The organism is Lachnospira hominis (ex Liu et al. 2021), assembly GCF_014287955.1.
GTDB classification, from domain to species: domain Bacteria; phylum Bacillota; class Clostridia; order Lachnospirales; family Lachnospiraceae; genus Lachnospira; species Lachnospira hominis.
The window spans coordinates 1-26,751 of sequence record NZ_JACOPD010000004.1; the positions used below are offsets into that span (position 1 = coordinate 1).

Consider the following 26,751-nt stretch of genomic DNA (forward strand, 5'->3'; position numbering starts at 1 on the left):
TAAAACAATCCACGGAGCGGCATGTTTGGATTGAACGTACTCTGATGCTCAAAAAGTGACATCTCACTTCCAAGAATAAAAGATATGTCATTCTTATAAGACATATAGACAATATCTTCAAGAGTAGTAACGGTTAAATCAGATACATCCGTATAGTCAGTACTATTCAACGCATTATACAAAGATAATAAATCCTTAGGATTTTTAAAGATAAACCGAAACAGGGCATCTTTGTGGTTCCGGTTTAGTAATGGTTCATTGGTCAATAAGCAGTCCTCCTTAAAATAATATTTAATATATATTAATAATATAGTAATATTTTAAATATGTCAATAGTATATTTTATAAAATAAAAATAATATGACTGACACTTACTTGACATTTATTGATGACAAGTATATAATACAAAATGACAAAGATAATTGTCAATATACATAAACTTTTTTTATAAAATTTTGGAGGTGTCTTATGATACTGCGAAATCGGTTAAAGGAACGCAGAGCGGCACTTAATGTTAATCAGCAGGAGATGGGTGCGTTGTGTGGCGTATCAAGGCAGACGATAAGCCTTATAGAAAGAGGAGATTATTCACCGTCGGTTACTCTTGCGTTGACAATTGCCAAAGTATGCGGCGTTACAGTTGAAGAGGTATTTTATCTGGAGGAGGAAGAAAATAATGGAGAATCAGGAAATTAAAGAAGCTAACAGGAAAGCTATGCCTATGTTTATATTATTGGTAATTGCAGGGGCGGCAGCCGGTGGTATAATGGGATTTGTAATTGCAAAATATGGATTGCATGGATTTTCAGAAAATATTGAACGTGTGGCAGACGTATTTTCAACATTTGTTGCACCATGGATGATGTTTACAATAGCGGTTTTTGTTCCGTTAATATTAAGCCCTTATTATATGAAAACTAAAAAAATGCTTTTGTCATGGGATGGTGAAGATGAAGAAATATCAGATGGCATAGAGAAAAGATTGTCGGTTATTATCTGGGTTACGAGTTGTGGACTTATTATTTCATATTTTCTTATTGGGGCAGTGTATTCAAAAGGTTTAGAAATATTTGATAATAATAAAGGCGGAATTTTACCGTTTAGCGTAGGTGTTGTAGCATTTATGGCTATTCTGGTTGAAGCTGTTATTTTTCAGCAGAAATGTGTGGATTTAGCTAAAATTATGAATCCCGAGAAAAAAGCATCTGTGTATGATATGAGATTTCAGAAAAAATGGATTGAAAGCTGTGATGAGGCCGAGAAAATTATAGTTGGAAAATGTGCATTTAAAGCATACAGCGTGACTAATAGCGTATGTTACGTATTGGAGATTGTTCTTGTTATTTGTGCACTTGCATTTGGAACGGGTTTTTTACCGGCACTCGTTGTATGTATAATATGGCTGGTAAATACATCTGTATATTGTAGGGAATCTATGAAATATTCAAAAGCAGGTAATAAGATAAATTATGTATAGTAAATCATAACAAAAGACAAGGAGAACAATAATATGACAGTATATCAGAGAGTTGTAATTATCGCAGCTGTCTGCCTTTGTATAGGTGGCATTATGATGTTATTGGATGTTCCGTTTATGACAAAAGGCATGAAACAAAAGTATACAGATGAATCTGTAAAATCATATTATAAAAAAGCCGGGGTATGTTACGTTATAATGGCAGTGGGTGCCGTTTTGGAATCTGTTGCAAAATCCGGAACAGTGCTGTATGATGCCGGCTGGGTATTATTTATAGCCGGTGTTATTATTCCTATGTTTTTATCAAAGGGTTTACAGAGTAAATAAAGGGTGATTTTATACATTACGTGCAGCATAATCTGTGTGCGACACAGGCAAAAATAAGAAAAGAATTAAAGCTTGATAAAAATACACCTTGACATATCTGATGCCGGGGGTGTATTATTTTGCTCACAAAGATACCATACAGGGGTATGCTATACCTGGCGTTGCTTGTATGATTTTCTATGAAGTGCATTATATACATTGTTATAAGATGTACGGTCACATAACAGAATTATATAGAAAGGCAGGTAAATGAATTGGAAGAATGTGAACATTGCAGACATAAAGAACGTTCTGATAAAGAATACAGGGATTTAATTAACAGATTAAGCAGAATAGAAGGACAGATAAGAGGAATTAAGGGAATGGTTGAAAAAGGTGCATATTGCCCGGATATTCTTATTCAGGTGTCGGCAGTTAATGCAGCACTTAACAGTTTTAACAAAGTTCTGCTTGCAAACCATATAAAATCCTGTGTTACTACAGATATTAGAGCCGGTAAGGAAGAGACTGTAGATGAACTTGTCACAGTGCTTCAGAAGCTTATGAAATAAGAAAATCAGCTTAGCATAATAATAATTTTGTTAACTAAAAAACAGGCAGGTGATATTTAATTATGAAACAGTATATAGTTACGGGAATGAGCTGTGCAGCGTGTAGCAGCCGTGTTGAGAAAGCTGTGTCAAAAGTAGAAGGAGTAGAGAACTGCTCGGTAAGCCTTCTTACCAATTCAATGGGAGTTGAAGGTACGGCAAGTGATGAAGCGGTAATAAAAGCTGTTGAAGATGCGGGATACGGAGCATCTTTAAAAACATCACATACGGCGTTGGATAAAAGTGGAACATCACAGAAGAGCGGTTCGCAGGGAATGTATGCGTCACAGGATGATATGTTAAAAGACAGGGTGACACCTGTATTGAAAAAGAGACTTATAACATCTGTAGGATTTCTTATAGTGCTTATGTATATTTCAATGGGACATATGATGTGGGGCTGGCCGCTTCCGTCGATTCTTGAAGGCAACCATGTTGCAATGGGACTTATACAGATGCTTCTTACAATAATTATTATGGTTATTAACCAGAAGTTTTTTATAAGCGGATTTAGGGGTCTTTTGCATAAAGCACCTAACATGGATACGCTTGTTGCACTAGGTTCGGGTGCGGCGTTTGTATACAGCACATATGCATTGTTTGCTATGACAGATGCACAAGTACGCATGGATATGGACGGCGTAATGCACTACATGCATGAATTTTATTTTGAATCAGCGGCTATGATTCTTACACTTATAACAGTCGGAAAGATGCTTGAAGCCCATTCAAAAGGAAAGACAACAGATGCGATAAAAAGCCTTATGAAGCTTGCACCCAAAACAGCTAATATAATACGTGACGGCAGTGAGTTAAATGTTCCCGTTGAAAATGTAAAAAAAGGTGATATATTTATTGTAAGACCAGGGGAAAATATACCTGTAGACGGTATTGTTGTCGAGGGAAGCAGTGCGGTAAACGAAGCAGCACTTACAGGTGAAAGCATACCTGTTGACAAGTCGGCGGGGGATAATGTTTCTGCGGCAACACTCAACCAGTCAGGATTTTTAAAGTGCGAAGCGTCAAGAGTCGGTGAAGATACAACACTTTCACAGATAATACAGATGGTAAGTGATGCAGCGGCAACAAAAGCTCCAATTGCGAAGATAGCCGACAGGGTATCAGGCGTATTTGTTCCTGCTGTAATAACGATAGCCTTGATAACAATAGCGGTATGGCTTATTGCAGGTCAGTCTGTCGGATTTGCACTTGCAAGAGGAATATCAGTTCTTGTAATAAGCTGTCCGTGTGCTCTTGGGCTTGCAACACCTGTTGCAATTATGGTCGGTAACGGAATGGGTGCAAAAAACGGCATGATGTTTAAGACTGCGTCATCTCTTGAGGAAACAGGAAAGATTGATATAGTCGCACTTGATAAGACAGGAACTATAACGAGCGGTGAGCCTAAGGTTACAGATATAATATGTGCCGATGGCTTTGGAAAAAATGATTTGCTTGAAAATGCCTACTCTATTGAAATGCTCTCAGAGCATCCGCTTGCAAAAGCAGTTACAGGATATGTAAAAGACAATAAGAGAGATATTTTTAACAAAAAATACAATATTACGGAATTTCAGGCACTTGCAGGTAACGGATTATCAGGCATAAACGGTGAAGATAAGATTACAGGCGGAAGTCTCAAATTTATGAGCAACACAGTAAATGTGCCTAAGGAAATGGATAAAAAAGCACAGGAACTTGCAGAGCAGGGAAAAACACCGCTTTTGTTTGCTAAGAATGATAAACTTCTCGGAATTATAGCTGTTGCCGATGTTATAAAAGAAGAAAGCGGTCAGGCTGTAAAAGAACTTCACGACATGGGCGTAAGAGTTGTGATGCTTACGGGAGATAATGAAAGAACCGCCAAAGCAATAGGAAGACAGGCTGGTGTCGATGAAGTTATAGCGGGAGTTCTTCCTGATGGAAAAGAAGCTGTTATAAGAAAACTTAAAGAAAGCGGCAAGGTTGCAATGGTTGGTGACGGAATCAACGATGCACCCGCTCTTACAAGAGCGGACATAGGTATTGCAATCGGTGCGGGAACTGACATAGCCATAGATGCGGCTGATATAGTTCTTATGAAGAGCCGTCTCACAGACGTTTCTGCGGCAATAAGATTAAGCCGTGCAACATTAAGAAATATCCACGAAAATTTATTCTGGGCATTCTTTTACAATATAATCGGAATACCGCTTGCGGCCGGTGTATGGATTCCATTATTCGGATGGACATTAAATCCGATGTTTGGTGCTGCAGCAATGAGTCTTTCAAGCTTCTGCGTTGTAACAAATGCATTGAGACTGAATCTTTTCAAGGTATATGATGCTTCACATGACAGAAAACGTGTAAAAAAGCATGATAATAATAAAAACAGTAAAGGAGAAAAAAATATGGAAAAGACACTTAATATCGAAGGAATGATGTGCGGACACTGCGAGGCAAGAGTAAAGAAAGCTCTTGAAGCACTTGCACAGGTAGATGAGGCTGTAGTAAGCCATGAGAGTGGTACGGCAGTAGTAAAGCTTAATGTTGATGTTGACAATGCTGTTCTTAAAGAAGCTGTTGAGGCACAGGACTACAAAGTTACAGGAATCAACTAAATCATAAATAATTATAAAATTGCAAAAATATCAGAAATCACAAAAAATATTGGAAGGCAGGTAAAGACAGATGAACGAAATCATAGAAAACATGAAGACAAGAAGAAGTATAAGAAAATTTAAGTCAGATGCACTTCCTCAAGATGTGCTTGACAGAATTCTTGAAGCCGGAACATATGCCCCGACAGGAATGGCAGCACAGTCCCCTGTTATAATTGCGGTTACAAACAAAGAGCTCAGGGATAAGTTATCTGCTATGAATGCAAAGATTATGGGAAAACCTGAAGATTTTGACCCGTTTTACAATGCACCAGTTGTTCTTGTTGTGCTTGCGGATAAAAGCAGGCCGACACACGTTTATGACGGAAGCCTTGTGATGGGAAATCTTATGCTTGCGGCACATTCAGAGGGAATCGGAAGCTGCTGGATTCATCGTGCAAAGGAAACATTTGAAAGCGAAGAGGGAAAGAATATCCTTAAAGAGCTTGGAATTACAGGTGATTATGAGGGCATAGGAAACTGTGTACTCGGTTATGCGGATGGTGATGAACCTAAGGCTCACCCGATTAAGGACAATTATGTATACTATGTAAAGTAAATATTGATAGAAATATCAAAAAAGTAAATATTGAATCTTTCCCCAAATGTAGTAATATAAGATTGAATTTTATGGAAAGGGGCTGCCGCTATAATGATTAATTTTGAACGATTAATTTACATACGGCAGCCCTTTTTAAGAAAGGTATTAACAGGTATATTAATGAGAGAATTAAGTCAGAGAACATCACAATTTACGGATTCAGTAATAAGAAGAATGACAAGAGTTGCCAATAAGTACGGTGCAGTTAATTTATCACAGGGATTTCCTGATTTCGACCCGCCAGAAGCCATTACAGACAGGCTGGCAGAGGTTGCAGGCGAAGGTCCTCACCAGTATGCACTCACATGGGGAGCAAAGAATTTCAGGGATGCACTTGCGGCAAAACAGGAGCATTTTTCGGGAATGAAAATAGATGCAGAAAGTGAAATAGTAGTTACATGTGGAAGCACAGAAGCTATGATGGCAGCAATGATGTCGGTTGTAAATCCGGGAGATAAAGTTATCATTTTTTCGCCTTTTTATGAAAATTATGGTGCTGATACAATACTTTCGGGAGCAGAGCCGGTTTACGTTCCTTTAGTACCGCCTGAATTTAAGTTTGATGCTAATGTACTTGAAGATGCATTTAAAACAGGAGCAAAAGCACTTATTTTGTGTAACCCTTCAAATCCCTGCGGCAAAGTATTTACAGAGGAAGAACTTAAAATTATATCAGAACTTGCAATAAAATATGATACATATGTTATAACAGATGAAGTATATGAGCATATTATTTATGAACCGAATAAACATACATATATTTCAACGCTTCCGGGAATGAGAGAGAGAACAATTATATGTAATTCGCTTTCAAAAACCTATTCAATTACGGGCTGGAGGCTTGGATATGTTATTGCAAATCCACAGATTGCAGACAGAGTAAAGAAAGTGCATGATTTCCTTACAGTAGGAGCTGCAGCACCGCTTATGGAGGCGGCAGTTACTGGTTTGAAATTCGGTGATGACTATTATAAAGAACTTCAGAACCATTATACACATATGAAAAATCTGTTCTGTGACGGTTTAAAAACTCTCGGACTTACATTTAGTGAGCCGCAGGGAGCTTATTACGTACTTATGGATGTTTCAGAATTTGGTGTAAAGGATGATGTGAAATTCTGTGAGTGGATGACACAGCATGTCGGAGTTGCGGCAGTTCCGGGTTCTAGCTTTTTCAGGGAAGATATCCATTCACTTGTAAGATTTCATTTTGCAAAGAAAGACAATACGTTAAATGCGGCTCTTGATAATCTTTCATCATTAAGAAAAAAATGTGCTGATGCACAAAATGTCATTTGGAGATAATAATTTTTATATTTTTTTAAGAAAAACTCATATTAATTTTCTTTATATTCGTACCCCATAGTGGTAATATCTAGAAATGCAATTGGAAAAGGAGAGAGACTATGGGCAGAATATTTAAAAATCTTGTACCATACTGGAAGTCTGTAATTATGATACTGGTACTTCTTGTACTGCAGGCGTTTTGTGATTTGTCACTTCCACAGTACACATCGGATATTATTGATGTAGGAATCCAGAATAAAGGTGTCGGACATGTTATGCCGGAGGCCGTAACAGAGAATGAATATAATCTGGCACAGCTTTTTATGACAGACAGTGAAAAGACAATCTGGCAGGAAAGTTATGACAGTGATAATGGTATTTACAGATGCAATGTAAAGAGCGAAAAGAAACTGTCATCTTATGATGATGAACTTGTTTTACCGCTTATAATTAATAATCAGATGGCAGATGAAGAAAAACAGAAGCTTCTTGCTATGTCACAGGCAGGAATGTTAAGCGATGAAATGGTTTCACAGATCAGGGAAAAAGCTGAAGAAACAGTTGATACGATGGGTTCTACACTTGTAAAGTCAATGGGAATCGCATATGCAGTAAAGCAGGATACTAATGCTGGAATTGATATGGATGCATTGCAGACAAAGTATCTGTTGGGTTCAGGAGCCAAGATGATAGCGATGGCACTTCTTGTTGCACTTACTACAGTTCTTGTTGGACTTGTAGCTTCAAGAGTAGCAGCCGGAATCGGACGTGATTTGCGTGGCAGTGTATACAAGAATGTAATGAATTTTTCAAATGCAGAGATGGATAAATTCTCGACAGCATCTCTTATAACGCGAACAACTAATGATATACAGCAGGTACAGCTTGTGACTGTTCTTATGCTTCGTATGGTTTTATATGCACCTATACTCGGTGTAGGCGGTATTTTTAAGGTGATGCAGACAGGTGCAGGCATGGAATGGATTATAGCACTTGCGGTGCTTATAATAATCGGAATTGTAATGGTACTTATGGTAGTTGCAATGCCTAAATTCAAACTTATGCAGAAGCTTGTTGATAATGTCAATCTCGTATCAAGAGAAATTCTTACAGGTCTTTCTGTAATACGTGCATTCGGACGTGAAAAGAAAGAAGAGGAGCGTTTTGATGATGCTAATAAGGCACTCACTAAGACAATGCTTTTTACAAACCGTGTAATGACATTTATGATGCCTCTTATGACATTTATCATGTACGGAATTAATGTACTTATCATATGGGTAGCTGCACACAAGATTGACAGCGGAAGCATGCAGGTGGGTGCCATGACAGCATTTATCACATATGCAATGCAGATTGTAATGTCTTTCCTGATGCTTACAATGATGTCAATTATGCTTCCGAGAGCAGCAGTTTCAGCTAACAGAATAGATGAAGTTTTAAATGAAAAATCATCTATAAGAGACCCTGAAAATCCTGAAAGACTTGAAGAACACAAAGGTGTTGTAAGCTTTAACCATGTGTCATTCAGATATCCTAACGCTGATGCAGATGTTCTTTCAGATATTGATTTTGTAGCAAAACCGGGAGAGACAACAGCTATTGTCGGAAGTACAGGATGTGGCAAGTCAACACTTATCAATCTTATACCGCGTCTGTATGATGCAACACAGGGAAGTGTCCTGGTTGATGGACATGATGTTAAGAATATAACAATGGAAGATTTAAGAAGCGAAATCGGTTATGTGCCTCAGAAGGGTGTACTTTTCTCAGGGACTATAGCATCAAATTTAAGATATGGTAAATATGATGCAACTGATGCACAGATTGAGGAGGCAGCTTCAATAGCTCAGGCAACAGAATTTATAGACAGCAAGAGTGCAAAATATGACAGTCCTATTGCACAGGGCGGTACTAACGTGTCAGGCGGCCAGAAGCAGAGACTCTCTATTGCGAGAGCCATTGCAAAGGATCCTAAGATATATATCTTTGATGACAGTTTTTCTGCACTTGATTTAAAGACAGATGCAGCATTAAGAAAAGCCTTATCATCAAAAGTTAAGGACAGCACTGTTATTATAGTTGCACAGCGAATCAGCACAATACTTCATGCTGACCAGATTCTTGTAATGGATGAAGGCAGAATTGTAGGTAAAGGTACACATGGAGAACTTATGAATTCATGTGATGTATATCAGCAGATAGCACGTTCACAGATGTCAGCAAAAGAGCTTGGAGAGGAGGCATAATCATGGAAGATAATAAAGATTTCAAGACGCCTCCGAGACGAGGCAGAATGGGCGGACCTAGAGGCATGGGAATGGCACCTGAAAAGGCAAAAGACTTTAAGGGTTCAATTTCAAAACTTATGTCATATATTGGAAGATATAAGATAGGAATATTTGCGGTAATGTTATTTGCTGCAGTTGCAACAGTATTTAATGTAATAGGCCCTAAGATTCTCGGTAAGGCCACAACAGCACTTTCAGAGGGACTTATGCGTAAAATAGCAGGTACGGGCGGAATGGATTTTAACTATATTGGAAAAATTCTTATAATTGTGCTTTGTCTTTATCTTGTAAGTGTCATTTTCAGTTTTTGTCAGGGCTGGATTATGACGGGAATCACACAGAAAGTATGCTATAGACTTCGTAAGGAAATATCAGAGAAAATCAACCGTATGCCTATGAAGTATTTCGAGAGCAGAACATACGGTGAGGTTCTTTCGAGAATAACAAACGATGTAGATACGCTCGGACAGGGACTTAACCAGAGTATAACAACGATAATTACATCGGTTGCCACACTTGTAGGTGTATTCATAATGATGATGAGTATTTCTCCGCTTATGACAATTATTGCTGTAATTATACTTCCTGTATCTGCAGGACTTATATCATTCGTTGTCAAACGTTCACAGAAGTATTTTAAGACACAGCAGGAGTATCTTGGACATATCAATGGTCAGGTAGAAGAAACATACGGCGGACATCTTGTTGTTAAGTCATTTAACAAAGAAAAAGACATGGTAAAGCAGTTTGATGAGACTAACAACGTGTTGTACAAATCAGCCTGGAAATCACAGTTCTTCTCAGGAATGATGCAGCCCATCATGGCATTTGTCGGCAACCTTGGATATGCAGGTGTAGCATTGAGTGGTGGATTTCTTGCCATAAAGGGAACTATAACAATCGGTGATATTCAGGCATTTATCCAATATGTTAAGAATTTTTCGCAGCCTATAACACAGATTGCACAGGTTATCAATCAGGTACAGTCAATGGCAGCCGCTTCTGAGAGAGTATTTGAATTCTTAGGAGAAGAAGAGGAAGACCAGTTTGCAGCTAATCCTGTAAAGTTAGATACAATAAGGGGTGAAGTAGAGTTCAGACATGTGCATTTCGGATACCGGGAGGATCAGACAATTATCAATGACTTTTCTGCAAAGGTAAAACCGGGACAAAAGATTGCGATTGTAGGCCCTACGGGAGCCGGAAAGACAACTATAGTTAAGCTTCTTATGAGATTCTATGACGTTGGCTCAGGTGAAATTCTTGTGGATGGTCATAATGTAAAAGATTTCAATAGAAGAGATTTAAGAGAAGCATTCGGAATGGTACTTCAGGATACATGGCTTTATAAAGATACTATTATGGAAAATATACGTTATGGACGTCTTGATGCAACAGATGAGGAAGTTATTGAAGCAGCGAAAGCCGCTCATGCAAATCATTTCATAGAAACACTTCCGGGTGGTTATAACATGGAGCTTAACGAGGATGCAAGCAATGTATCACAGGGACAGAAACAGCTTCTTACAATTGCAAGAGCAATTCTTGCTGACAATCCGATACTTATTCTTGATGAAGCTACATCTTCAGTTGATACAAGAACTGAACAGCAGATACAGAAAGCTATGGACAACCTTATGAAAGGCAGAACAAGTTTTGTTATTGCACACAGACTTTCAACGATAAAAGATGCGGATTTGATTCTTGTTATGAAAGACGGCGATATTGTCGAGCATGGAAATCACGAAGAATTGCTGAAGAAAGGTGGATTTTACGCTGACCTTTACAATTCACAGTTTGAAGAGGCTTGTTAATTACGAGATTTGTCAGGTTATAGTGTAAATACAGATATTATATATAGACACCGTCATGGTCAACAGTCAGTTAAACTGTTGATTGCGGCGGTGTTTTGTAATATAATAAAATAATTAGAAATATTTGGGAATTATGTAATAAAATTTGCTATAAGGGATTAATATAGCTAAAGGGGTATTGTTATATTTATGAGAGAAGCAAAATACAAAATGTTTTACGCTGCCGGGAATTACTGGATTATGTCATGTGATTCATCAGATGAACAGTATATGACACCAATAATTATTAATGAAACCGGGGCAGTGATATGGAAATATCTGAGTGAATGTAATTCATTAAATGAGACTGCACAGAGGTTATCAGACTTATATGGGATAACAATAGAAGACGCTAAAGCAGATGTTTCTTTATTTACGGATAGTTTAAGAAAATATGGAATTAAATATATTTAACAGGCTGGTATGGAATTATGAGAGTATTGATAGTTGGAGCATTTGGAACTGTTACATCAGCGATAATCCGTAAGTTTGGTAAAGAAGGTGCAAGAATATATGCACTGACGGGTGGGAAAAATTCTGAGAACAGGTACAAAAAAGTATATGAACAGTATGATTTTTCGTATGATAATAATTGCATAAAAGAAGTGTTTGAGAGTGTAAATCCTGATGTAACAATATTTACAGGAGCATTTGATTCTAATTTTGAATGGAGCAGTGGCTATAGTGAGATGGTGAAGTTCGGTGCCGGATTGTATAACTGCCTGAATGCTTTTTCATTTTTGAATCATGGCCGCTTTATATTTTTATCATCAAATGAGGTTAATGGCTTTGATGAAAGTACATATAAAGAGATATTACATTCACAAAGACCGCTTGAATCTGGAGCAATACGTACTTATGCCAGAGTGTATAAGGCAAGTGCATTGAAGAATGGTGAAGATATATGCAGTAATTACCGTAAGACAACAGGCTCGGATGTAATAGCATTGAGAATAGAAGAACTTTCATTTGAAACGAAAAAGCCTGAAGAAGCTGTAGATACATGTACACGTATGTGCAGTGAACTATTGAGAGAAAACAGTATAACGAAAGAATCAGAAAAATATTCGCCTATTTATATTACAGATGTGGTCGAAGCCTTGTATAAGCTTGTTAATAAGGATTTGTTGAAGTATGGTTTATACAGAATTCATTCAGACAGTTCGATTACACAGAATGAACTTGCTGAACTTATTAATACGTCATTTGATACACAGGTTTCAATAAAAGAAAATATATCTGATATAAGTAGTAATGATGATATACATGACATGTCAGAAGAAATTGAAGTAAAAATATTTAAAGATGCAAAATCATGTGCACAGCAGATTATAAAAAATATAAAGAATAATAGATCTGTATTTGCATCGGGAAGTACAGTTACTGAAAAATTCTCAAAAAGAATAGCACAATATTTTAAAGGAATGCTGGTTGCACTGATTCCTTTTATTGAAAATATGGTGATTTTCATTCCTTTCTTTATGATTAACAACAGAACGACCGGAAGCACATATTTTGCAAGACTTGACTGTTATCTTATATATGTTCTTATATTTGCCATGGTTTATGGTCAGCAGCAGGCATTATTTTCATCTATACTGGCAGTATGCGGCTACTTTTTCAGACAGATGTATTCAAGAACCGGATTTGAAATCATGCTTGATTATAATACGTATGTATGGATTGCACAGCTTGTTATATTGGGACTTAGTGTAGGATATCTGCGTGACCAGCTCAATTCGCTTAAAGCTGATAAAGAAGATGAAGTTGGATATCTTGACAGTCGTCTTAAAGACATTGAGGACATTAACATAATCAATGCAAAGTTAAAAGATGAACTTGAGACACAGGTTATTAACCAGAGTGATAGTCTTGGAAAGATATTTGAAATAACATCAACACTTGATAAAGATGAGCCGGAGGAAGTATTTTTCCATGCTGCAGAAGTTGTTTCAAAACTTATGGATTGTAAAGAGGTTGCAATATATAACGTATCCAACAGAAATTTTGCAAGACTTATGGCATTTACATCACATAATGCCAAGAAACTGGGTAATTCAATTGAATATACAAAATATACTGAAATGTATGAAACATTAAAGCGGGGAGATGTGTATATTAACAGAAAACTTGAAAAAGATTATCCGCTTATGGCAGCAGCAATTATGGCAGAGGAAAGCATAAGTTCTATTGTAATGCTGTGGGATATATCGTGGGAGCAGATGAATCTTGCACAGTCAAACAGGCTGCGTGTTGTAAGTTACATGATTCAGAATGCGGTTCTTAAAGCTAACAGATATATAGAAATGATTGAAAATGAAAGATATGTTGAGGGAACAAGACTTCTTGAAACGCAGGCATTTAAGAAACTTCTGGATGCTTTTACCAATGCAAGAAAAAGAGGACTTGCAGATTGTTCAATTATAAAAATTAATCCGGGCACAAAGGATGTTAAAGAAGCAAGTATTGATTTGCAGAAAAATTTCCGTAATTCGGATTATCTTGGAAGTCTTGATGATGGTTATCTTTATGTGCTTCTTGCAAATACAAATAATGCTGATGCAGGTTTTGTTACAGGAAGAATAAAGGATGCCGGATATTCGTATGAGATGATAGATGGTGATGTTGACGGAGGAGCATATGGAGATTGATAAGATTTTGTCTGTGACACTTATAATACTGGCAATTCCGGTTACAATCTCAGTGGTTGTTCTTCTGGCAAGGCTTTTAAAAGTTATATTTTTTCATGGAGAAGTTAATCTCGAAGATGTAATTTTCAGTAAAGAAAGAATTCGTCAGGTAGATAAGAGCAATATGGAACAGGAGCGGAATATTGTTTCAATTCAGGAAGCTGTGGCAGTAAGTAATTATAAGAGCCAGCGTGAACTTATGATGAATATTTTAAGAAAAGATACAAGTCAGTCGCTCGGTTCAATTTCTTATGCACTTAACAGCGAAGACACAGAAACATCACATTATGCGGCGACAGCTTTAAGAGATGAACTGGGTGATTTCAGAAGTAATGTCCTCAAACTTTACAAGAATGTAAAAAAAGGTGAGAAAGCTGAGCCATCGCAGCTCTGCGAGTTCATTGAAAAAACATATGGAATGATTTGTCAGGATGTGTTTCTGCCTACAGAAAAAAGGCAGTATACCGATATGATAGATGAGATTATGAAAATTATGCTCGCAGATTATAAGGATGATATAAAGCCACAATATTATGAGTGGATTGTGCGATGCATGATTGAAAATGATAATAAAGAGAGTGCAAAAGAGTGGTGTGAACTGGCAGATAAAAATCTTCAAGGACTTCTTACGCCATACAAGTGTTATCTTAGATATTATTATTATTGCGATGATGGCACAGATTTTATAAAAACAATAGATGAGCTGAAAAATACCGATATACCTATAGATAATGATACACTTGAAATATTCAGAATGTTTGGATGATATGCAATTAGATTAATACCGGAATGGAGAAACTGATATGTCTGTGACAAACGTAGTACAGTCAATATGGATACTGATTTTATATTCTTTAATGACAGTATTCATGCCGGCTGTTGTTATGCACAAAAGAATAGCAAAGAGGCGTTTATGTGAAAAATTTCTGATATGCGTTGTTGCCGGTAATTTTTATATTGTAAATGTTGTTTTTATTCTGCAATTTCTTCATGTTTCAAATCGTTTTACACTTTTTTGTGCAACATTTGTGGCTGCATTTGTCTATATGATTTTGAGAAACCGAACAAAATCAAGACAAATTCTTATAAAAATTGTTGATATAATGAGCAGATTAGCGAGAAATACAATGGGAAGACGTACGTTTTTTTCAAAGTGCGGCAATCATATAAAATCAGCATTAAAAAAACTTATTATAAAGATAAAAAATTATTTAAAATGCTACGGATGGGAGACATTCCTTACTTTATGCCTTTGTGCGGTTGTATGTGTGATATATGGTTCAAATGGCATTATAAATTATGGATATACGGCTTCCGATACGCCGGTTCACAATTATTGGATAAATGCAATGTCTGATAATAACGTGTTTGTTGCCGGTGTTTATCCGCATGGCTTTCATTGTATTATATATTACATGCATGCTGTATTCGGAATAGATACATATGTATTATTAAGATTATTTACAGTGACAAGTGCATTATATATTCATCTTGCATTATTTGCTTTCTGCAAGGGAGTGTGCAGAGGAGCATATTCAGCATATGCGGCAGTATTCATATTTGCGGCGGTCAATCTGTTAAATAAAGACTGTATTATCAGATATACAAACAATCTTCCGCAGGAATACGGAATGATATTTATACTTCCTACAGTATATTTTATATTTGAATTTTTTAAGCATCAGAAAATGTGTCCAAAAAAAATAAAGATAAAAGAAACTGCACTTATAGTTGAGGGTGAACTTGCAGCAGAAGACCTTATATATGCGGCAGTAAGTTTCTCACTTACAATTGCTGTACATTTTTATGGAACAATGATTGCCGGCATATTCTGTATAGGAATAGTATTTGGATTTCTTATAAGGATTGTCCAGCCAAGATTTATGGCAAGAATTATCGCAGCATTTACTCTTGGAGTGATACTTGGAGTTCTTCCGCTTGCAACGGCTGTTATAATGGGAAAACCGATGCAGGGTTCAATCGGATGGGGACTCAGTGTGATTTCCGGTAATAAGACGACGACAGGTATCAATATAGATACATCAGGGCAGAATTCTTCAGGTACATCATCAGGCGGACAGTCATCAGATTCTGCTGATTTTGGCCAACAGGGGGAGGTACAGGGTGATGCTGCATATAATGATGAGGATGGACAGAATGGCCCACAGTCTGTTAAAAAACAGTCTTTTGCCGACAAATTAAAGCAAAAGGCCGGTGTGGTATATTATAAATTTGCAGACCTTTTTGGCAGGGCGTACAGGAATCTTAATAATGATATAGAAGCTGCCGTGTTTCCGCATGGAGGAGACTTTTATCTCGGATTTGTATTTATAAGCTGTGCAATTCTTATAATATTTGGCATAATTTTTGGAATAAGCAGGGATTATGATTATGGCGGAAGAATAATTACAGTCGCATTTTCAATAATATTTATACATATGATGTTTATTGCAGGCGTATTTGGGCTGCCAAAGCTTATGGACCAGAACAGAACAAGAATATATATGACATATTCGCTGGCTGTTCTTGTTGCACTTGACTTTGATATCGTGCCATATATAATTTCAAGATTTATAAATTTGAAAACATTGTATAATACAATATCCCTTGCCATATGCGTTGTGGCTGTAATAAGAGTGGTTGATGTGTATGGACTTCGTGAACCTATTGTATATTCCAAAATCGGCATGCTTGAGTCAAATGGTGCTGTAGAGTGTCTTAGCAATATTATAAAGGAAAATAAAGCCAGAACATGGACGATACTTTCAGCTAATGATGAACTGAGAATGATGGATAAACATGGTTATCATTATGAGACTCTGGATTTGTTAAAAGACATGAAAAAAAATCCTGATAAACGTATTACGATTCCAACAAAATATTTATATATATATGTTGAAAAAACACCTTTAAACTATTCTGTGGCATATGATAAGAGTGGACAGAAGGTTTCAAGGGAAGGGGCGGCAACACCACTCCCACAATATGGTGGAATTGTTTCTTATACGGGAAGATACCGCTGGGTTGTAATGTCCAAGATGTATTATTGGGCACAGGAACTTCAGAAATTGTTCCCTGAGGATGTGAGCGTATATTATGAGGATGATGATTTTATCTGTTACAAATTAGTACAGAATACATCAAATCTTTATAACCTTAACATTGATTATGAGTATAGAAATTAGGTGGAGAGGATAAGGCATGAAAAACAGGATGTTGTCCAAAAGAGTATATTTTACAGTTAGTTCACTGATGATGCTGGTTCTTTTTATGTTCCAGTTTTCAGGCATTATAAGAAAAAAGTACAATAATTTTGACGAAAATAAATATGCTGTTTCAGAAAAAAATGATTTGAACAATAATAATGTGTTTACAGTTTTGACAGATGAAGATAAGGTCGTTAAAAGCATCAGCGGATATATTGTATACATTGGAGATATTAATACAAAGACAGGAAATACAGTATACGAGTGGTGTAATTATACTAAGAGGAATCTCCTTGTATACAAAACAGTCTCACAATATCACAGATATAATGAGAAATATCCCGATGCCGTTCTTATAGATTCAGATTATGTAAACATTGACAGTGATATAGATACATTTTCTCTTCTGACTGATTATGGAATTAATCTTGTATTCTGTACACTTCCATCTTATTCCGCAATCAGTGGAAACCAGCGTTTTGAGCAGTTGTGCGGAATAAGTCCGCACAGAGAATCTGTCAATGCTTCCGGATTAAAGCTTTACAGTGGCTTTTTATTTGGAGGTGAGGCATGGTATACGAAAGAGAATGATCCTGACGGAAAATTCCAGAATATGAAACTTACAATGCCATGGTATAACACAAGCAATGCGACAAAGACATACATGTCTGCTGTGGTTGAATCAGAGGATGGAAGTAAGATTGATAATGAAGACCAGCCTGCGGTTATCTGGCGAAAGAGCCATGATCATGCATATGTATTCTGTATTAACGGAGACTATATAAAAGATATATCGGGGATAGGAATCCTTACTGCAATAATGTCAGAATCAAAGGATTTAGATATATATCCGGTAGTTGATTCACAGTCGGTAATAGTAAATAATTTTCCGATGTTTTCATTTGAAAATGATGATGCCGTAGAGAAATATTATCTCAGAAATACAAGTTCGCTTCTTGAAAATGTAATATGGCCTGATATATCTAATCTGGCAGAGTCAACAGGTGCGAGGTTTACATTTATGGCGGCACCACAGATTAATTATTCGGACAACAATTTTGTTTCTGTACGTGAAATGGACTATTTTTTCAGGCTTTTCTCGGAGATAAGTTCGGAGGCGGGACTTACAACTACAAGAGATGATGCAACATCCATTGATGAAAAACTGACGGCAGATGCCGGCATTTTTTCAAATTATTTATCAAATTATAAATTTACATCCATAATTGCAAGGAAAGATGAGCTTGAAAATGTATTATCATCGAAAAACAGCCTTATAGATGATGTAAATACGATAGTTACTGATTCACAGGATTATGGTGGTACAAAATTATTTTCGTATGTAAATGATAATGTGATTAATGTTGAGTGTCCTGTGACAAGTGATAAGTATACATATTCAGATGATTTCAGACAGAGATGTTTTCAGACGGCACTTGCATATACCAATATAGAATTTAATATGACAGGTGTATGTAATCCGGATGATGAAAAAGAGTTGTGGAATGAAGAGATAAAGTTAAAGTCCACGGCACTTACTTCATATATGAAAAATTCAAAGATGTTTACTAAATGCAGTATTTCACAGGCAGATAAACGTATACGTGAATTTATGGCGGCAGATTATTCATATAAACAAAACAGCTCATATGTAAGTCTTGATATAACAGGTGCTCAGGATACGGCACGTTTTATTGTAAGGCTGCGTACAGGGGAAGTTGAAAATGTATCGGGAGCTGTGTGTACGAAAGTTGAAAAGGGTGTATATCTTATTACAGCACAATCTAAGCATGTTGAAATGACAATTAAGACAGAATAGTGTGCAAAGCAGGAGGGTAAGGATGAGAATATGTATTGTTGCTGAAGGCTGCTATCCTTATGTGGTAGGTGGTGTTTCAAGCTGGATAAACAATTTAATAAGGTCATTTCCACAGCATGAATTTATAATGCTTGCAGTTATTTCTGACAGGAGTGTTAGTGGCAAATTCAAATATAATCTTCCGGATAATCTGACAGAGGTACATGAGGTATACTTAAATGATACCGAATGGGTAAACAGGACAAGAAAAAATTACAAAAATGCCAGATTATCAGCAAAAAATAAAGAGGCACTAAATTCACTCCTTATCGGTACTGACACAGACTGGGAGACGCTTACGAGACTTTTACAGAATCCAAAGCTTTCGCTTGATGCACTTCTTATGGGACCTGACTTTCTCGATGCTGTTGTAAAAAGTTATGAGTTAAAACATGGCGAAATCATATTTTCGGATTTTTTATGGACTATGCGTTCAATGTATCTTCCGCTTTTTCTTGCAATGCATTCAGATATTCCTAAGGCAGATATTTTTCATTGTGTTGCTACAGGATACTCAGGTGTTCTTGGCTCAATGGCAAAAATACTTTACCCCGGAAGCAGACTTATTGTTTCAGAACACGGAATATATACAAGAGAGCGTGAGGAAGAAGTTATAAAGGCATCATGGATAGCCGGAATATACAAGGATTTATGGATAGACCAGTTTAAGAAAATGTCTCTGTTTGCATACGATAAGGCTGACCGGGTTACATCGCTTTATGGTACAGCGAGAAGACTTCAGATAGAACTTGGCTGCCCTGAGGAAAAAATTATGATTACTCCAAACGGAATAGACCAGGAAAGGTTTAAAGATATTCCGATGAAAGAACCGGATGACGAATATATCAATGTCGGTGCAGTGCTTCGAGTTACGCCGATTAAAGATGTAAAGACTATGATAATGGCATTTGGTTATGCAAAAAATAACAATCCAAAGCTGAAATTGTGGATTATGGGTCCTACAGATGAGGATGAAGATTATGCAAAAGAATGTTTTGACCTTGTTGAAGATATGCAGATAAAAGATATAATATTTACAGGAAGAATCAATACATCGGAATATATAGGAAAGATGGATTTTACAATCCTTACAAGTATCAGTGAAGGCCAGCCGCTTACAATTCTTGAGGGTTATGCGGCACATAAGCCGGCAATAGCAACAGATGTCGGTAACTGCCGCGGACTTATATATGGAGAAGATGACCCATACGGTCCATCAGGAATAGTAACCCACATTATGAATGTTGAGGAAATCAAGGAGGCAATATTATTTCTTGCTAACAATCCTGAGACTTGTAAAGAATATGGTGAAAATGGATATAAACGCCTTATAAGACGCTATACGATTGTTGATATGAAAAATACATATGATGGCATATATACTGAGTTATCAAAGAATATGACGGATTAAAATGGATGTAAATATCAGGAGGTGAGAGAATGGCAGGAATAGGAATCAAATTAAATAAATTCTTTGATAAAGGTACAGTTACAGGCTATCTTGCAGGTTCGGGTTACAGTGTTGTAACGACAATAGCACCTATGCTGCTTGTTATAGCTGATATCCTTGCTATGCAGAAGATTCTTGGTTATTCAGATGCGGCATATGGCAGCAGGCAGCTTTTTCAGGCTACAATTCTTTATATATTTGTATTTGCACTTCTTGCATCTGCTCCGCTCAATGCCGTGCTTTCAAGATATGTTTCAGATGTAATCTTTAATGAGACATATTCTGATATAATGGCGGCATTTCATCTTGGTTTGTGGATTAGTATGGCGATAGATGCAATTATGGTTGTTCCGTTTGCAATTCATGAATATATTGTTGGAGGGGTGGATATTGTCTATGTAGTGACATCAGTGTGCTGTTTTATAGCACTTTCGCTTGTATTTTACACAATGCTTTATCTGTCACTGTGTAAAGATTACGGAAAAATATCACTTTTCTATTTTATAGGAATGGCAATAACATTAGGTATTTCATATATATTTGTAAAAAAATTCAATATGGAAATAACGTATTCCATGCTTCTTGCAATGATGATAGGATTTATTATAATTGCATCGCTTGGATATGCACTTTTGAGGCAGTATTTTACACAGAACAGTAAGAATTATAAAGATGTGTTACAATATATAGTGAGGTTCAGAAAGCTTATATATGCAAATACACTTTACACAGTCGGACTTTTTATACACAATTTTGTATTCTGGACGACAGATTTAAGAACGGTTATTGTAAAATCATTCGTTTATGCACAGGCTTATGATTTTGCGGCATGTATTGCGATGTTTACAAATATGTCCGCGAGCGTCATATTTATTGCACTTATGGAAATGCACTTTAATGCACGATATAAACAGTATTCTGAGGCCGTAATCGGTGGACGTTTATCTGACATACGAAAGACAAAATCGAGAATGTTCCGTCTGCTGGCAGATGAGATAATGGACCTTGCAAGAATACAGTTTATAATCTCCACAGCAGTATTTCTTATATGCCTCGTTGTACTTGGAAGGATGGGCTATTCCGGAACAGTAATACAGCTTTACCCATGCCTTTGTGCAGGATATTTTATATTATATCTTATGTATGCGGCATTTCTGTTTTTGTATTTTTTTAATGACCTTGACGGTGCCGTGTATACAGGACTTATATTCTGTATAATTACATTGGTTGGAAGCCTTATAAGCAGGCATTTTGATACATTGTGGTATGGAACCGGGCTTGTAGCGGGAGCATTTACAGGCTGGACATATGCGTATTTCAGGCTTTCGTGGCTTGAATCACACCTTCATATTCATATTTTCTGCAACGGAAGCATATTGAAGATGTCACATGGAAAAAGACCTGCAGGTAAAGTATATACAAAATCAGAGATGGTCGAGGAGAGTAAATAATGGGAACAGTTATATTGCGTATAGGAATTATCATATTGGGAGTATTTCTTTTATCAGTTACATTTTCCAATTATGTAAGGGGAAAACTTCGGGAAAAAGCCACATTTCTGTGGGGAATACTTGCAATTGCAATGATTTTGTCAGGTGCGGTGCCTGTATTATCAGGCTGGAGTAAAAGATTCAATGATGTGATATACATTGCACCATTTGTTATAATTATAGTATTTGTATGTATTATGTTTTATATAACAAAAGAAATTTCGGTTTTGAGAAGAAAAAATCAGGAGCTGGCAATGCATGTTTCTTTATTGAATCAGGAGAATGAGAGAATTCTTAAAGAATTAACATCTATTACCGGAAAAGATAAAAGTGAACTATGAAAAAGAAAATCTTATTTGTAATAAACACGCTTGGAAGAGCCGGTGCAGAGATGGCGATGACGGCACTTATGAATAAGCTTGATGAATCACAGTATGAGATATCACTTTATGTAATGCTTGCACAGGGTGAGCTTATAAAAGATATTCCACCGTATGTGCATGTGATTAATAAAAATTTCTGCGATAAGTCAGTTTTGTCATCACAGGGTAAAAAAAATCTCAACAGACTTATTTTAAAAAAAATTTTTGCACATGGTTCGATTTTTAAAAATATATTTTACGTTATATCAGTTCTGTTTTCGATGATAAAAAAGCATAGAATACAGCCTGATAAGCTTCTTTGGCGTGTAATATCAGATGGAAGTGATGTGACTGGTGAAGAATTTGACTTAGCTGTTGCATATATAGAGGGAGCATCGGCATATTATGTTCATGACCATGTAAAAGCAAAGAAAAAAGTTGGATTTATACATATTGATTACAGTAAGGCCGGTTATACAAGAAAGACAGATAAAAATTGTTATGATGATTTCGACCGCATATTTACTGTGTCTGATGAAGTAAAAGAATGTTTTATTTCAGTATATCCCGAACTTGAAGAAAAGACAAAAGTGTTTCATAATATAATAGATGAAGAAAAGATTATAAGTAAATCATCAGAGAAAATGAAATATAAAATGTCAGACAAAGGTATTCGTCTGCTTACTGTCGGAAGGCTTACATATCAAAAGGGGTATGATGTTGCGGTATATGCTTTGAAAGAGCTTGTAAACCATGGATTTGATGTGAATTGGTATATACTTGGTGACGGCCCTGAATATCAGACGCTTGCAGCTCTTGCGGTAAAAGAAGGTGTTGACAGTCGTTTTCATCTTCTGGGAGCCGTTGACAATCCTTATCCATATTACAAGGCAGCAGACATATACGTACATGCTACACGTTTTGAAGGCAAAAGCATTGCAATCCAGGAGGCACAGGTTCTTGGCTGTGCAATTATAGCTTCAGACTGCAGCGGCAACAGAGAGCAGATTAACGATGGTGTTGACGGAATTCTTTGCGGATTCACACCGGCAGGAATTGCCGATGGAATAGAAAAATTAATTACAAATCCTGCACTTGCCACAAAATTCAGAATGGCATCGGCAGAAAAACAGATAAATCATCTGGAAGAACTTCAAAATATATACGGGATGATGAGGTGAATGGCGTGAAAGAGGTATTAATTATTATTCCTGCCTATAATGAAGAAAAAAATATTAATAAAGTGCTTGATAAGCTTGAAGAGCCTGAAATTACAGAAATAGCTGATATTCTTGTAATGAATGATGCCTCTTCAGATAATACAAACTGGATTGTAAAGCAACGTAATCATGCTGTTGTAACACATATATTTAATCTTGGATACGGCAGTGCGTTGCAGCTTGGATATAAATATGCGATAAGACGAAATTACAAGTATGTAATTCAGATGGACGCAGACGGACAGCATGATGTATGTAATATACTTAATATATATAAGGCTTTAAAGACTAAGTATAACGATTCGTATCCTGATATTGTGCTTGGCTCCCGTTATTTAAAGGATAGTTCGCCTTATAAGACATCGTGTTTAAAAGAGCTGGCATATTCAATATTCCGTACATTTATTAAGATGTCAACAGGAAAAACTATTATGGACCCTACAACGGGGCTTCAGGGACTTAGCTGGCGTGCGGTACTTTATTATTCAAAATATGGTAATTTTGACGAGCGTTATCCCGATGCCAATATGATTACAGGAATGATACTTAAAGGCTATAATGTGGTGGAGATTCCGGCTGTAATGCACAGCAGGGAATTTGGAAAAAGCATGCATTCGGGACTTAAACCTATATGGTATATGTGTCACATGACATTAAGTCTCATTGCTGTGGTAGTGCGTCAGCACAAAGAAAAGAGACGTATGGAAAGACAGAAGAAACATGAACAATAAAAAACTGGAAAAGTATGGACTGTCGCTTCTTTGCACGGAATATAACCCATCAAGAGGCTGGTATAATATATTTCCGTTTAGACTGAAAAAGGATTACGATTTTGAAGAGCTGAAATGGAGCCTGAAAAAGAATGAGGGAATAGTTCTTGCAAGAATCTGCATAGGTGATTTCAAGGACAGGGAACTTGACGAAAAAGCAATCGGGCAGATTAATGATATTCTTGAATTTTTTAAAAAATATGACAGGGAAGTAATACTTCGTTTTGTATATGACGAGGATGGAAAAGGTCTTGAAAATGAGCCTGATTCGATAAATCTCGTAAAACGGCATATATCACAGATTGGAGAAGCTGTTCTTGCATTTAAAAGCAATATTCTTACAATGCAGGGAGCGTTAATCGGAAGCTGGGGCGAGATGCACACATCGAGATATGCAGATATAATGAGTATAAGAATCCTTATGGCAGCAATGTATGAGGCGGTAAAAGGTGCAATTCCGCTTGCAGTAAGAACGCCGGCACAGCATGCGGCACTAGATGACAATACAGCGAAAATAACAGGATTTTTTAACGATGCACTTATGGCATCACAGACGGATTTTGGTACGTTTTCATCAGACAGTGATAAAAGAGACGAAGAGTACAGATATGTTGACGAATGTCTGAAAAATGGCGTATTGTGTGGTGGAGAAGCAGTAAATGACAATGTATATAACGATGGTGCCAATGCACAGGAATATCTCAGAAAACTTCATGTTACATATCTTAACAGCCAGTATGACGATAAAGTTTTAAATAAGTGGAAAGACTGCGGAATATATGAAAAAATAAGCCGCAGTCTTGGATATTGTATTAATATTGAAAGTATAAAAACAACATTTACAGGTAAAATAAATTTTACAATTAAAAATATCGGCTATGCGTCACTGAAGCAGAATTTCTGTCTTGTAATAAGTTGCGGTGACAAAGATTTCACATCGGATGTAATCCGTGGGCTTGAACCGGGACAATCTGTAAATGTCAGATTTGATAAAAAAGCTGTTACAAATGGTGGAACACTTTTTATAAAAAGGCTTAACGATAATAAACGGATTCAGATTTTTAACGAACCGATATAATATCCATAATCATTGTAAGAAGCGTCATTGGCGAATTTTATGATTTCGCCAGATATTTTATCGCGGACTACAAGATAAATGCTGTAGTTATTTACTTTTGTTATATTTCCTGCTTTTTTAATCTGCAGCAGAGGAACAGATATATCCAGATTTATTTCATTACCCGGTGTCCATGTGGATGCTGGGTATTTTTCTGTCAGATTTTCGCTGTAGACGATGTCCGTGTTGTCCGCCGCAGCACTGTAAGAATCTGTCGGAGCGGCAGAGTTGTCGTCTTTTATTATAAAAAGTTCGACATCAAAATCTTTGTAAGACGGAGCAAATCCCTCATTTTTGAGTGTTATTTGAAGTGAACCGCCAAAAGCATTATTTTTGTGCTCAAATGATGATGACAGCAGACAATATCTGTAACCAAGACGTGTTGTTACATAATCGTATGCGGACATGCCATTGTATACAGAATCACCGTCGGGGTCAGTGTAAGTCTGTTTTTTCCATTTATTAATTACAGCAAGGTCGTGTGCATTGTTAAGATACGAAACATGCATTGATGCGAGGTCTTTTGCAGCATTGTCTATGTCGTTATATTTATTGTCAAGAACCACTTCGCCGCCGTTTGGAACCAAAAGACACAGTTCATCCTGAAATGCTATTTCCTGGCTGCGGTTTCCTTTTTTATCATATTCCTCATCGGAAAAATGATAATTTTCAGGACCATATGTTCCAACATCAATATAGGAACCGAGCATGCCATCATTAAAAAGTCCCATTCTTATTCTGTGACCGTCCGATTTCAGCTTTGATATGTCAGCAGTTTTAAATATAGTGCGTAAATGCTGAGGAGTTCTTACGGAAAGGTAAATGTCGTCATCAATGAGACTGTCTAAGAGCAGTGCAAGTTCAGTCATGCTGTTGGTGTCCATATAATGTGAGCTGTGCATTTCTGCAAACGAACCGACAAAAATTCCCTGCATGATATAGATAGAATTTTTGTGGCTGTTTACAATATCAGAAGTCTGTCTCATGTGAAGTTTGACGGTTTCAATGCTGTCTGGTTCTGTCTGCATCGCCTTTCCATCCCAGTCGTATAAAAAACGCAGAATAACAGCATGCGGGCTTTCACCCCACATTGTAAATATTCTGTCAATCTGGGCGAGAGCGTTGTCAGATAATTCTGTGTTATTAAAATTTTTGAGATTGATTTCAAGAAGAACAAGCCTTGTTGAACCGCTTTTTTGTATATAGTCCTGTGTGCGTTTGTCAAAAGTATCGGCACAAGCATCACTTATCGTATATCCAAACATATCATACCAGCCGCAATAAGGATTATTAAGTATATCATTTGCAGGAGCGAAACCGGATGATGTGTATGAAATACTGCTGTTATAAAAGTGAAGGGCAAAGCATATGAGAGCCGAAAAAACAGCAGCAACAGTAAAAATTGCCGCAATAATGCGGATAAGATAATTTTTTTTAGTCCTATAAGTTTTCATGCTTCATATTATAGCATTAAGGTGCTATCAATGCTATAATTAAAAAAATTATTTTCAATCTGAGCACAG

The 26,751-nt window shown here is 36.7% G+C and carries 21 protein-coding genes and 1 pseudogene; 20 read left to right on the top strand and 2 right to left on the bottom strand.

What is annotated here, in order from left to right; genetic code table 11:
- A pseudogene (locus tag H8S01_RS06115) lies at positions 1 to 266 on the bottom strand (hypothetical protein); the annotation flags it as partial.
- A 202-nt stretch (positions 267 to 468) separates the two neighbouring features.
- Here H8S01_RS06115 and H8S01_RS06120 point away from each other — a divergent pair.
- The 20 genes from H8S01_RS06120 to H8S01_RS06215 all read left to right on the top strand — a co-directional run bounded on the left by H8S01_RS06120 (position 469) and on the right by H8S01_RS06215 (position 25,189).
- Positions 469 to 696: a helix-turn-helix transcriptional regulator gene (locus H8S01_RS06120; RefSeq protein WP_021865818.1), complete on the top strand. Its 228-nt coding sequence runs from the start codon at positions 469 to 471 to the stop codon at positions 694 to 696.
- Positions 677 to 1,477 carry a DUF3169 family protein gene (locus H8S01_RS06125; RefSeq protein WP_186836558.1) on the top strand — a complete coding sequence of 267 codons (801 nt, stop codon included), beginning with the start codon at positions 677 to 679 and terminating at the stop codon, positions 1,475 to 1,477. The genes H8S01_RS06120 and H8S01_RS06125 overlap by 20 nt, the downstream gene beginning before the upstream one ends.
- A 33-nt stretch (positions 1,478 to 1,510) precedes the next feature.
- Complete coding sequence (locus H8S01_RS06130; RefSeq protein ID WP_186836559.1) at positions 1,511 to 1,804, top strand: hypothetical protein; 294 nt, start codon at positions 1,511 to 1,513, stop codon at positions 1,802 to 1,804.
- 254 nt (positions 1,805 to 2,058) lie between these two features.
- A complete protein-coding gene (locus H8S01_RS06135) occupies positions 2,059 to 2,355 on the top strand; it encodes a metal-sensing transcriptional repressor (RefSeq protein ID WP_021865821.1) in 297 nt (98 codons plus the stop codon).
- A gap of 62 nt (positions 2,356 to 2,417) precedes the next feature.
- On the top strand, positions 2,418 to 4,994 hold the full coding sequence (locus tag H8S01_RS06140) for a heavy metal translocating P-type ATPase (protein ID WP_186836560.1): 2,577 nt from the start codon (positions 2,418 to 2,420) through the stop codon (positions 4,992 to 4,994).
- 70 nt (positions 4,995 to 5,064) lie between these two features.
- Entirely contained in the window at positions 5,065 to 5,592 is a 528-nt protein-coding gene (locus tag H8S01_RS06145; protein WP_021865823.1) for a nitroreductase, read from the top strand.
- 162 nt (positions 5,593 to 5,754) lie between these two features.
- Complete coding sequence (locus H8S01_RS06150) at positions 5,755 to 6,939, top strand: pyridoxal phosphate-dependent aminotransferase (RefSeq protein WP_186836561.1); 1,185 nt, start codon at positions 5,755 to 5,757, stop codon at positions 6,937 to 6,939.
- Positions 6,940 to 7,040: 101 nt separating this feature from the next.
- Positions 7,041 to 9,170, top strand: coding sequence for an ABC transporter ATP-binding protein (locus tag H8S01_RS06155; RefSeq protein WP_186836562.1), 2,130 nt, complete (start codon positions 7,041 to 7,043; stop codon positions 9,168 to 9,170).
- 2 nt (positions 9,171 to 9,172) lie between these two features.
- Positions 9,173 to 11,026 (top strand): ABC transporter ATP-binding protein, encoded by a 1,854-nt coding sequence (locus H8S01_RS06160; RefSeq protein ID WP_021865826.1) that lies wholly within the window; start codon positions 9,173 to 9,175, stop codon positions 11,024 to 11,026.
- Positions 11,027 to 11,215: 189 nt separating this feature from the next.
- Complete coding sequence (locus H8S01_RS06165) at positions 11,216 to 11,479, top strand: PqqD family protein (RefSeq protein WP_186836563.1); 264 nt, start codon at positions 11,216 to 11,218, stop codon at positions 11,477 to 11,479.
- Positions 11,480 to 11,496: 17 nt separating this feature from the next.
- The gene (locus H8S01_RS06170) at positions 11,497 to 13,716 is read left to right on the top strand and encodes an NAD-dependent epimerase/dehydratase family protein (RefSeq protein WP_186836564.1); all 2,220 of its coding nucleotides are present in this window, start codon (positions 11,497 to 11,499) and stop codon (positions 13,714 to 13,716) included.
- A complete protein-coding gene (locus tag H8S01_RS06175; RefSeq protein ID WP_186836565.1) occupies positions 13,706 to 14,521 on the top strand; it encodes a hypothetical protein in 816 nt (271 codons plus the stop codon). The genes H8S01_RS06170 and H8S01_RS06175 overlap by 11 nt, the downstream gene beginning before the upstream one ends.
- Before the next feature lie 43 nt (positions 14,522 to 14,564).
- Positions 14,565 to 16,940, top strand: a complete 2,376-nt coding sequence (locus H8S01_RS06180; protein ID WP_186836566.1) for a hypothetical protein — start codon at positions 14,565 to 14,567, stop codon at positions 16,938 to 16,940.
- Positions 16,941 to 16,956: 16 nt separating this feature from the next.
- Positions 16,957 to 18,780: a DUF2194 domain-containing protein gene (locus H8S01_RS06185; RefSeq protein ID WP_186836567.1), complete on the top strand. Its 1,824-nt coding sequence runs from the start codon at positions 16,957 to 16,959 to the stop codon at positions 18,778 to 18,780.
- Between the two features lie 22 nt (positions 18,781 to 18,802).
- The gene (gene pelF, locus H8S01_RS06190) at positions 18,803 to 20,230 is read left to right on the top strand and encodes a GT4 family glycosyltransferase PelF (RefSeq protein WP_021865832.1); all 1,428 of its coding nucleotides are present in this window, start codon (positions 18,803 to 18,805) and stop codon (positions 20,228 to 20,230) included.
- A 29-nt stretch (positions 20,231 to 20,259) separates the two neighbouring features.
- On the top strand, positions 20,260 to 21,720 hold the full coding sequence (gene pelG, locus H8S01_RS06195) for an exopolysaccharide Pel transporter PelG (RefSeq protein ID WP_186836568.1): 1,461 nt from the start codon (positions 20,260 to 20,262) through the stop codon (positions 21,718 to 21,720).
- Positions 21,720 to 22,100 carry a DUF2304 domain-containing protein gene (locus H8S01_RS06200; RefSeq protein ID WP_021865834.1) on the top strand — a complete coding sequence of 127 codons (381 nt, stop codon included), beginning with the start codon at positions 21,720 to 21,722 and terminating at the stop codon, positions 22,098 to 22,100. Before pelG ends, H8S01_RS06200 begins: the two co-directional genes overlap by 1 nt.
- Positions 22,097 to 23,302 carry a glycosyltransferase gene (locus H8S01_RS06205; RefSeq protein ID WP_186836569.1) on the top strand — a complete coding sequence of 402 codons (1,206 nt, stop codon included), beginning with the start codon at positions 22,097 to 22,099 and terminating at the stop codon, positions 23,300 to 23,302. The genes H8S01_RS06200 and H8S01_RS06205 overlap by 4 nt, the downstream gene beginning before the upstream one ends.
- A 5-nt stretch (positions 23,303 to 23,307) precedes the next feature.
- On the top strand, positions 23,308 to 24,072 hold the full coding sequence (locus tag H8S01_RS06210) for a glycosyltransferase family 2 protein (protein WP_021865836.1): 765 nt from the start codon (positions 23,308 to 23,310) through the stop codon (positions 24,070 to 24,072).
- Entirely contained in the window at positions 24,062 to 25,189 is a 1,128-nt protein-coding gene (locus tag H8S01_RS06215) for a DUF4874 domain-containing protein (RefSeq protein ID WP_021865837.1), read from the top strand. Before H8S01_RS06210 ends, H8S01_RS06215 begins: the two co-directional genes overlap by 11 nt.
- On the opposite strand, the gene H8S01_RS06220 is transcribed toward H8S01_RS06215, so the two are convergent.
- Entirely contained in the window at positions 25,165 to 26,682 is a 1,518-nt protein-coding gene (locus tag H8S01_RS06220; protein ID WP_186836571.1) for a DUF4832 domain-containing protein, read from the bottom strand. The genes H8S01_RS06215 and H8S01_RS06220 overlap by 25 nt on opposite strands.
- Between the last annotated feature and the right edge of the window lie 69 nt (positions 26,683 to 26,751).

What these genes read in the sequence shown, in the direction of transcription:
- H8S01_RS06150 (WP_186836561.1), top strand. Translation starts at nt 5,755, where the DNA reads ATGAGAGAATTAAGTCAGAGAACATCACAATTTACGGATTCAGTAATA.
- H8S01_RS06120 (WP_021865818.1), top strand. Translation starts at nt 469, where the DNA reads ATGATACTGCGAAATCGGTTAAAGGAACGCAGAGCGGCACTTAATGTT.
- H8S01_RS06205 (WP_186836569.1), top strand. Translation starts at nt 22,097, where the DNA reads ATGAAAAAGAAAATCTTATTTGTAATAAACACGCTTGGAAGAGCCGGT.
- H8S01_RS06220 (WP_186836571.1), bottom strand. Translation starts at nt 26,682, where the DNA reads ATGAAAACTTATAGGACTAAAAAAAATTATCTTATCCGCATTATTGCG.
- H8S01_RS06215 (WP_021865837.1), top strand. Translation starts at nt 24,062, where the DNA reads ATGAACAATAAAAAACTGGAAAAGTATGGACTGTCGCTTCTTTGCACG.
- pelG (WP_186836568.1), top strand. Translation starts at nt 20,260, where the DNA reads ATGGCAGGAATAGGAATCAAATTAAATAAATTCTTTGATAAAGGTACA.
- H8S01_RS06155 (WP_186836562.1), top strand. Translation starts at nt 7,041, where the DNA reads ATGGGCAGAATATTTAAAAATCTTGTACCATACTGGAAGTCTGTAATT.
- H8S01_RS06165 (WP_186836563.1), top strand. Translation starts at nt 11,216, where the DNA reads ATGAGAGAAGCAAAATACAAAATGTTTTACGCTGCCGGGAATTACTGG.
- H8S01_RS06140 (WP_186836560.1), top strand. Translation starts at nt 2,418, where the DNA reads ATGAAACAGTATATAGTTACGGGAATGAGCTGTGCAGCGTGTAGCAGC.
- H8S01_RS06175 (WP_186836565.1), top strand. Translation starts at nt 13,706, where the DNA reads ATGGAGATTGATAAGATTTTGTCTGTGACACTTATAATACTGGCAATT.
- H8S01_RS06125 (WP_186836558.1), top strand. Translation starts at nt 677, where the DNA reads ATGGAGAATCAGGAAATTAAAGAAGCTAACAGGAAAGCTATGCCTATG.
- H8S01_RS06185 (WP_186836567.1), top strand. Translation starts at nt 16,957, where the DNA reads ATGAAAAACAGGATGTTGTCCAAAAGAGTATATTTTACAGTTAGTTCA.
- H8S01_RS06145 (WP_021865823.1), top strand. Translation starts at nt 5,065, where the DNA reads ATGAACGAAATCATAGAAAACATGAAGACAAGAAGAAGTATAAGAAAA.
- H8S01_RS06200 (WP_021865834.1), top strand. Translation starts at nt 21,720, where the DNA reads ATGGGAACAGTTATATTGCGTATAGGAATTATCATATTGGGAGTATTT.
- H8S01_RS06130 (WP_186836559.1), top strand. Translation starts at nt 1,511, where the DNA reads ATGACAGTATATCAGAGAGTTGTAATTATCGCAGCTGTCTGCCTTTGT.
- H8S01_RS06160 (WP_021865826.1), top strand. Translation starts at nt 9,173, where the DNA reads ATGGAAGATAATAAAGATTTCAAGACGCCTCCGAGACGAGGCAGAATG.
- H8S01_RS06170 (WP_186836564.1), top strand. Translation starts at nt 11,497, where the DNA reads ATGAGAGTATTGATAGTTGGAGCATTTGGAACTGTTACATCAGCGATA.
- pelF (WP_021865832.1), top strand. Translation starts at nt 18,803, where the DNA reads ATGAGAATATGTATTGTTGCTGAAGGCTGCTATCCTTATGTGGTAGGT.